Annotated in this window: 7 protein-coding genes; 4 read left to right on the top strand and 3 right to left on the bottom strand. The window is 63.8% G+C overall.

Annotated features, from left to right (window positions below; all coding sequences use genetic code 11):
* Both ACOJSJ_RS06400 and ACOJSJ_RS06395 read right to left on the bottom strand, forming a co-directional pair.
* The coding region (locus tag ACOJSJ_RS06400; RefSeq protein WP_420144158.1) for a class I SAM-dependent methyltransferase at positions 1-306 on the bottom strand (306 nt) is incomplete at its 3' end.
* Positions 307-475: 169 nt separating this feature from the next.
* Entirely contained in the window at positions 476-2,788 is a 2,313-nt protein-coding gene (locus tag ACOJSJ_RS06395) for a CDC48 family AAA ATPase (RefSeq protein WP_420144157.1), read from the bottom strand.
* Between the two features lie 335 nt (positions 2,789-3,123).
* Between ACOJSJ_RS06395 and ACOJSJ_RS06390 the strand changes: the two genes are divergently transcribed.
* Both ACOJSJ_RS06390 and ACOJSJ_RS06385 read left to right on the top strand, forming a co-directional pair.
* Positions 3,124-4,005, top strand: coding sequence for a LysR substrate-binding domain-containing protein (locus tag ACOJSJ_RS06390; RefSeq protein WP_420144156.1), 882 nt, complete (start codon positions 3,124-3,126; stop codon positions 4,003-4,005).
* Between the two features lie 112 nt (positions 4,006-4,117).
* Positions 4,118-5,275, top strand: a complete 1,158-nt coding sequence (locus tag ACOJSJ_RS06385) for a diguanylate cyclase (RefSeq protein ID WP_420144155.1) — start codon at positions 4,118-4,120, stop codon at positions 5,273-5,275.
* 45 nt (positions 5,276-5,320) lie between these two features.
* Here ACOJSJ_RS06385 and ACOJSJ_RS06380 read toward each other — a convergent pair whose 3' ends face one another.
* Positions 5,321-5,992, bottom strand: coding sequence for a glutathione S-transferase family protein (locus ACOJSJ_RS06380; RefSeq protein ID WP_420144154.1), 672 nt, complete (start codon positions 5,990-5,992; stop codon positions 5,321-5,323).
* Positions 5,993-6,177: 185 nt separating this feature from the next.
* Between ACOJSJ_RS06380 and acs the strand changes: the two genes are divergently transcribed.
* Positions 6,178-8,121 (top strand): acetate--CoA ligase, encoded by a 1,944-nt coding sequence (gene acs / locus ACOJSJ_RS06375; RefSeq protein WP_420144153.1) that lies wholly within the window; start codon positions 6,178-6,180, stop codon positions 8,119-8,121.
* Positions 8,122-8,354: 233 nt separating this feature from the next.
* A partial coding sequence (locus tag ACOJSJ_RS06370; RefSeq protein ID WP_420144152.1) for a cytochrome b occupies positions 8,355-8,777 on the top strand: 423 nt, incomplete at its 3' end.

Genomic DNA, 8,777 nt, shown 5'->3' with positions numbered 1-8,777 from the left:
CAGATAGGCGACGAAGTCCAGATTGAGGTCGATCGCCAGCAATGTCGCATCGGCAGGCAGGCGGTCGAGGATCGACCGGGTGAACGTGCCCACGCCCGGCCCATATTCGACGAACAGCCGGGTGCTCTGCCAGTCGACCTGATCCAGCATCCGGTCCACCACCGTGGCGGATGTGGGAATGATCGACCCGATCATGCCGGGATGTTTGATGAACTGGCGAAAGAACATGCCCCACTGGCTGAAAAATGATCCGGACGAACCGGTGCCGTTCCTGTTCTTGCTCTTCTTATAGGGAGTGGAGGCCATCAACGTCCGCCTGTGAATGTCATATTGTCCGCCTTGCAAATCCGGGCCTTGCTGGCAAGCGGCTTTGCAATAACTTTGTCATGAACGCGCGGCGCGGTGGATGGGTTCATCCGCCGCGTCCGGTCAGGATAGGCCGGTCTGGACGGGACCGTTCGGCCCCGTCCCCCGTTCAGTCCGCCCGGTCGCGCGACCGGACCATGCCCGGCGATATGAAGCCGATGGGATCGACCTGCATCGCGCGCTGTTTCAGCTGGGCCTGTATCTGTTCATATTCACGCTCCATTTCGGGCGTGACGGACGCGCGGGTATCGTCCAGCGCGGCTTCGAAATGGGCCTGCCCCACCCTGTCCACCGACAGCGACTGGCGCAGCGCGAACAGGCCGGCGCGGCGCACCAGATCTTCAAGGTCCGCGCCGGTGAAGCGTTCCGTCTGCACCGCCAGCCCATCCAGATCGACATCGTCGGCCAGCGGCATTTTTCCGGTATGGATGCCCAATATACGCCGCCGCCCGGCCTGATCGGGGACGGGGACATAGATCAGCTCATCGAACCGCCCCGGCCGCAACAGCGCGGGGTCGATCAGGGTCGGCCGGTTGGTCGCGCCGATAACGACGACGGACTGCAATTCCTCCAGCCCGTCCATTTCGGCGAGGATGGTGTTCACCACCCGCTCCGTCACCGCCGGTTCGCCAAGGCCACCGCCGCGCGCAGGGACCAGACTGTCCAGTTCGTCGATGAAGATCACCGTGGGCGCCACCTGCCGCGCGCGGGCGAACAGGCGGGCGATCTGCTGTTCGCTTTCCCCATACCATTTGGACAGGAGGTCGCTGGATTTGGTGGCGATGAAATTGGCCTGCGCCTCCCGCGCGACGGCTTTCGCCAGCAAGGTCTTGCCGGTGCCCGGCGGGCCGTAAAGCAAGAAGCCCTTGGCCGGGCGGATGCCGATGCGGCGGAACGCTTCGGGGTCTTTCAGCGGCAGCTCGACCCCTTCCTTCAGGCGCATCTGCGCGTCGTCCAGCCCACCGATGTCGGACCAGCCGATATTGGGTGCCTGCACCATCACCTCCCGCATGGCGGACGGCTGCACCCGCTTGATCGCGGACAGGAAATCCTCTCGCGTGACGCTCAGCTCCTCCAGCACGTCGGGCGGGATCGTCCCGTCTTCCAGGTTCAGCCGCGGCATGAAGCGGCGCACCGTCTCGATCGCCGCCTCCCGCGTCAGGGCGGCAAGGTCCGCACCCACAAAGCCATAGGTCATGCGCGCCAGTTCGGCGAGGTCGACCCGGTCGCCCAGCGGCATGCCGCGGGTGTGGATGCCAAGAATCTCGCGCCGACCGCGCTCGTCCGGCACGCCCACGATGATCTCACGGTCGAACCGCCCCGGCCGCCGCAGCGCTTCATCGATCGCTTCGGGCCGGTTGGTCGCGGCAATGACGACAAGGTTGGTGCGCGGTTCCAGCCCGTCCATCAGCGTCAGCAACTGCGCGACCAGCCGCTTTTCGGTTTCCCCGGTCACATTGCCGCGCTTGGGCGCGATCGAATCGATTTCGTCGATGAACAGGATGGACGGCGCGGATTTGGCCGCCGCCTCGAAAATCTCGCGCAGCTGCTTTTCGGATTCGCCATAGGCCGACCCCATGATTTCCGGGCCGTTGATCAGGAAAAATTCGGCGTCCGATTCGTTGGCGACGGCGCGGGCGAGCCGCGTCTTGCCCGTGCCCGGCGAACCATGGAGCAGCACGCCCTTGGGCGGATCGACCCCCAGCCGTTCGAACAGTTCGGGGTAACGCAGCGGCAGCTCGACCATTTCGCGCAGCTGGTCGATGGCGTCCGCCATGCCGCCGACATCGTCATAGGTCACGTCGGCGCGCCGCGATTCGCGCGGCTCTTCATATTCGGCGCGCAGTTCGACTTCGGTATCCGCGTCGATATGGACGATGCCCTTTGGCACGGTCGACACCACGACAAGGCGGATTTCCTGAAGCGCATAGGCCGGCGCGGCCAGCATCTGGCGCAGCTGGGGCGGCATGTCGCCCGGCGGCACCTGCTGCTGCCCGGCGGTCGCCACGACGTCACCTGCCGTCAGGGGCCGCTGGAAGAAAACACGTTTCAACGCATCGGGGTTGCCCTGAAGCCGCAGATTATTTTGTGCAGGCGCGAACACCACCCGCTGGGCGGCTCGCGGTTCGGCCTTTTCGATCTGGACGAAATCGCCGGACCCGACACCAGCATTGGCGCGCTGCAAACCGTCCAGCCGCAGGACGTCCAGCCCCTCATCTTCCTTATAGGGGCGCACCACCCGCGCGGGCGTGGCGCGCTTGCCGGTGATTTCGATCACATCGCCTTCGGCCAGTTGCAACTGGGCCATGACGGTCAGCGGCAAGCGCGCCAAACCGCGGCCTGCATCCTCCGGCCGCGCATTGGCGACCTGAATCCGGCGTCCGCCCGCGTCCTGATCGACACCTGTTTCCTGATCGGCCACGCATTATCCTCGTCTTTGTCTTTCCGTAACGAGATAGGAAACGCGATCGCCGCGAAAAAGGGGCAAGGCTTGCGGCGCGAGGACAAAAAAAGGGCCGGTCGTTAAACCAGCCCGAAAAGTTTTTAGGAGAGGATGCCTGAAAGGCCTGTTCTATATGCGGCGCAACACGGAATATTGCAAGTGCGAAAAGAATTGCGAGGTTGCAAAAAATGCATCTTGCCATTTCCCCCATTTTCCTGCTGAGTGTGCACAGGATGCTTGAACAGCGGATGCGTGGCGCCGAACAATAAGCAATGACGCGGCGCAGCGCACCGGACCAGTAATTTTGACGAGTTATGCGCAGATTGCCGCCCCTTACGGCCCTTGAGGCCTTCGTTCAGGTAGCCCGCCTTGGCTCTGTGAAGGCGGCTGCGGAAGAACTCGCGCTGTCGACTCCTGCGCTCAGCCGCCGCGTACAGGCGCTGGAACGGTTCATCGGCCGCCCCCTGTTCGATCGCAAGCATCAGGCGCTGGAAATCAACGCCGAAGGGCAGAGGCTGCTGGACGACATCGCCCCGGCGCTCGATTCGCTGAGCCAGGCGCTGGAAAATATCCAGAGCGGCGGCAATCAGTTGCGCCTGCGGCTGGCGGTCATGCCGCTGTTCGCGACGCAGCGGCTGTTTCCGCATCTGGGCAAGCTGCGGCAGCAGCATCCCCAGCTGCATATCGACATCGAAACCACGCCCCATGCCGTCGCCCGCCTTGGCGAAGGGCTGGACGCGGCGATCGTGCTGATGGCCAAGGACATCGATCAGGCGCTCTACGCCCATGAACTGGATCATGAGGAAGTCTATCTGATCGGCCGCCGTGAATTGTCGGAAGGGCCACAGGCGCTGGCATCGCCCACCGAACTGGCGCAACAGACGGTGCTGCTCCATCGCGACATGGCGCTGTCTTTCGACGCGTGGAAGGAAGCAGCGGGCCTGCCCGACCTGCAACCGCTGGCGATCGACAATTATGATTCGGGCCAGCTGATGCTGGAGGCCGCGGCGCAGGGCCTGGGCGTGGCGGTGATGCATGCCAGCCATTTCGAACAGTCGCACGATCCCCGCCTGGTCCGCCTGTTTCCGATCAAGGTGGACAGCCCCTACCGCTATTTCTTCGTCTGCCGCCCGCGCGCGCTCCAGACGCGATCGGTCCGCATTTTCCGCGACTGGTTGATCAGCGTCGGCATCTGATCGCCGCTTGAAAACGTCGCTTTTGCGCGACTGACCGGCGCTACCCGGTTTCCTTCCGATTCTTTTACTGTTGGCGCCTTAACCTTGTTTCGCGGCGGCCGTTATGGAAGGCATGAACGGGGCACAACCTACTTCCGCCAGTCCACAACATGGACTGACCGACCGTCTGGCGCGTTGGGCCAGGGGGTTTTCGTCCAGGCCGGAAGGGGAAAGTGCGCAAGAGGAGCAGCGCCCGCGCGGCGGCACCGCATCCAGCCGGGAAATCAACCGCCGCCGCCAGCTTTATGCCGACATCGGCGATTTCCTGTTCGCCCATGATCTGGATCTGACCCCCATCAATTTCAGTGTCGCGCTGGACTATCTGACCGGCGCGAATCTCGGCGTTGAAAAGGCGATCCGCGCCGTGATGATGGAGCGGGGCAAGATTACCAACGGCTGGGTCGAATCGATCGCCGCTGAACAGCGCGCCGACGAAATCACCCCCGAATCGCTGGCCACCATGCTGGACAAGGTCGAGGAGAATTTGACGCACTTTACCGGGCTGATGCATGAATCGCGCAGTTCGGCGAAGGATTATGGCGCCGCGCTGCAGGAACAGGCCAAGGGGCTGGCCGATGGCGGCGACGCCGAACCGGTGCTGGCGCGTCTGGTCGGCCTGACCCGGTCGATGGTCGAAAAGACCCGTCAGGTGGAAGGCCAGTTGCGCGACAATCAGCGTCAGACGCAGGCGCTCAAGTCCAGCCTCGAAAATGCGCGCCGCGCGGCCGAGCATGACCATCTGACCGGCCTGCCCAACCGCCGCGCCTTCGAAGGGGTGCTGCGCGTGGAAATGAACGAAGCGCAGGACAAGGGCGAATCCCTGTCCGTCGCCTTTTGCGACATCGACCATTTCAAGCATATCAACGACACCCATGGCCATGACACCGGCGATCGGGTGCTGAAATTCGTTGCCGGGCTGTTGGCTAAGGCGTCCAACGACCGTTGCCATGTGGCCCGCCATGGCGGGGAGGAATTCGTGATGCTGTTCCGCGGCAAGACCGCCGCCGAGGCATGCGAAGTGGTGGACGGCGTGCGCGAAGATCTGGCGAACCGCAGCCTCGTCAACCGCACCAATGGCGAGCGGATGGACCGGGTCAGCTTTTCCGCCGGCGTCGCCAATGTGCTGGCCTATGAAGACCCACGCAGTGCCCTGAAGGCCGCCGACCGCGCGCTGTATCTGGCCAAGGAACATGGCCGCAACCGCGTCTACCTTGCCGCCGAAAACGACTGAGCTGCCTGCCCGCTCAAAACAGAATCACGCCGACCGGCGACAGGATCAGAAATCCGGTTTTTCATAATGGGCGGGCGGGGTGATCACCTCCATCCGTTCCGACAGGAGCGGGCGGAAGGACGGGCGCGACTTGAAACCGGCATACCAGCGGCGAACCGGTTCATGCCCCGTCCAGTCGATGCCGCCCAGATAATCCGCCACCGACAGATGCGCCGCCGCCGCGATGTCCGCCAGGCTGAGCGTGCCGCCCGCCATCCAGCTGCGATGGTCGAGCAGATAATCCATATAGTCCATATGGACATTGGCGCGTTTCATCGCTTCGCGCAGCACGCGCGCGTCGGGCGACGTGCGTTCCACCAGCCGTTTCTTCATCCGTTCGTGCAGCAGCGGGCCGACCACATCGCCATAGAAATTCTGGTCGAAGAAAGCGGTCAGCCGCCGCACTTCCGCCCGGCCTGCCGCCGTGCCGGAAATCAGAGGGACTTTTTCCACCGTTTCCTCGAAATATTCGCAGATCGCCTGACTGTCGATCAGGGTCACGCCCTTTTCCGCGTCGGCCATCACCGGGGTCGTGCCCGCCGGGTTCAGATCCAGAAATTCGTCGCGCATCATCCAGGGGGATTCGCGGACCAGATCGTAACCGATCCCCTTTTCGCCCAGCAACAGCCGGACCTTGCGGGAAAAGGGACAAAGCGGGAATTGATAGAGAAGCCACATAAGTCATCCCTGTTAGGCTTGGGAAAGCGTCCGGGGAAGCGGCAAAATGCGTGGGGGGCGCAGGTTCGCCCCGCGGCGATATAGGCCGAAAGGATGGGAACATCAGGCCGCGTCCGGCCTTCCGATCAGGACGGCGAACCGATAATGTCGGTCGCGATAAAGTTTCGAAAAGGAAAGGATGCCCGATGTCTGACGATTTCTACCCGGTGCCGGACGATTGGGCGACAAATGCGCTGATGGACGGCGCCGCGCGCGATGCCGATTACCGGCGCTCCATCGACGATGCCGACGCCTATTGGCTGGACCGGGCGCAGCGGCTGGACTGGATCACAGCGCCGACGAAAGCCAGTGAAAGCAGCTTTGACGAAGGTGATTTCGGGGTTCAATGGTTCGCTGACGGCGTGCTGAACGTCAGCGCCAACTGCATCGACCGCCATCTGGCCGACCGCGCGGATCAGACCGCGATCATCTGGGAACCCGATTCGCCCGACGCACAGCCGCGCCGCTACACCTATCGCCAGCTGCATGAAGAAGTCTGCCGCTTCGCCAATGTGCTGAAAGGCGCGGGCGCGAAGAAGGGCGACCGCATCACCATCTATATGCCGATGATTCCGGAAGCGGCCTTTGCCCTGCTCGCCTGCGCGCGGATCGGGGCGATCCACAGCGTGGTGTTCGGCGGCTTTTCGCCCGAAGCGCTGGCGGGGCGGATCGTCGACTGCGATTCGACGCTGGTCGTCACCGCCGACGAAGGGTGCCGCGCGGGCAAATGCGTGTCCCTGAAGGCCAATGTCGACGCCGCGCTGAAGGAATGCCCCGGCGTACGCAAGGTGCTGGTGGTGCGCGCCACCGGCGGCGACGTGACGATGCAGGGCGGCCGCGACATGTGGCTGCACGAAGAAGCCGCGAAGGTCGATGCCGACTGCCCGGCCGAACCGATGAAGGCCGAAGATCCGCTGTTCATCCTCTATACCTCCGGCTCCACCGGCAAGCCCAAGGGCGTGCTGCATACCACCGGCGGCTATCTGCTATGGGCGTCCCTGACGCATGAATTATGCTTCGATTATCGCCCCGGCGACATCTACTGGTGCGCGGCCGACATCGGCTGGGTCACGGGGCACAGCTATATCGTCTATGGCCCGCTGGCGAACGGCGCGACGACGCTGATGTATGAAGGCGTCCCCAACTGGCCCACGCCCAGCCGCATCTGGGACGTCATCGACCGGCATCAGGTGCAGACCCTGTTCACCGCCCCCACGGCGCTGCGCGCGCTGATGAAGGAGGGCGACGATTTCGTCACCCGTACCAGCCGCCGGTCGCTGCGCCTGCTGGGCACGGTGGGCGAACCGATCAATCCGGAGGCGTGGCGCTGGTATCATGGCGTGGTGGGCGAAGGACGCTGCCCGATCATCGACACATGGTGGCAGACGGAAACCGGCGGCGCGATGATCGCACCCACCCCCGGCGCCACGAACCTGAAACCGGGTTCTGCCACTTTCCCCATGCCCGGCGTCGTACCGCAGATCGTCGATGCGGAAGGAAAGGTGCTGGACGGCGCAGCGGAGGGCAATCTGGTCATCGCGCAAAGCTGGCCGGGGCAGATGCGCACCGTGTGGGGCGACCATGATCGCTTCTTCCAGACCTATTTCACCACTTTCCCCGGCAAATATACGACCGGCGACGGCGCACGGCGCGATGCGGACGGCTATTACTGGATCACCGGCCGGGTGGACGACGTCATCAACGTGTCGGGCCATCGCATGGGCACGGCGGAGGTCGAAAGCGCGCTCGTCCTGCATGAAAGCGTGGCGGAGGCGGCGGTGGTCGGCTTCCCCCACGACATCAAGGGGCAGGGCATCTACGCCTATGTGACGCTCAACAGCGGGGAGGAAGCGACCGACGATCTGCGCGCCGCGCTGGTCAAATGGGTACGCAGCGAAATCGGCCCGATCGCCACGCCCGACGTCATCCAGTTCGCGCCGGGCCTGCCGAAAACCCGGTCGGGCAAGATCATGCGCCGCATCCTGCGCAAGATCGCGGAGGGCGAGGTGTCGGCGCAGGCGCTGGGCGACACCAGCACGCTGGCTGACCCGACGGTGGTGGAAAATCTGGTCGCCAACCGTCAGGCTTAGGGCGATCCATCGCATCGTAAAGCCATCCGAAACGGATGACGGCTCGCAAAATGCGGTACGCAAAAGACATTCGGGCGCAGGTCGTCAGGCCACCGTCAGGAAAGCGCGCCACAAGATATTGGGATCGCACAGACTGTCGATCCGTTGGACATATTCGTTGAAGATGGGGCCATGGTCGCCGGGTAGGGTAGCCATGGCTTTCACAGGGAAGACATCCGCACAAGGAGCAACCCATGGCCCGTTACACCGCCATCGCCCGCGCGCTGCACTGGATCATCGCGGCATTGATCGTGGCGAACCTCTTCATCGGTTTCGCCCATGACGCCCTGCCAAAGGACTGGGCGGTGGTTCCCGTCCACAAATCGATCGGCCTGACCGTGCTGGCGCTGACGCTGGTGTGGATCGTCTGGCGCCTCACCCACCGCGCGCCGCCGCTGCCCGTCGCCATGCCCGCATGGGAAAAGGGCGCGGCCCATGCGACGCATTTCCTGTTTTACGCGCTGATGCTGGTCCTGCCGCTGTCGGGATGGATCATGGTATCAGCGGGCACGCGGCCGCTGCACTGGTTCTTCCTGTTCGACGTCCCCAAATTCGCGGTGGAAAAGGGCGACGCCATCGTCGGCCTGTCACGCGGCGCGCATGAACTGCTGCCCTGG

Origin of the sequence: Sphingobium sp., from assembly GCF_048594625.1 — a bacterium.
Lineage (GTDB): Bacteria > Pseudomonadota > Alphaproteobacteria > Sphingomonadales > Sphingomonadaceae > Sphingobium.
The sequence above is the reverse complement of the archived record's forward strand: the minus strand, read 5'-3'. Positions and strand labels throughout refer to the sequence as shown.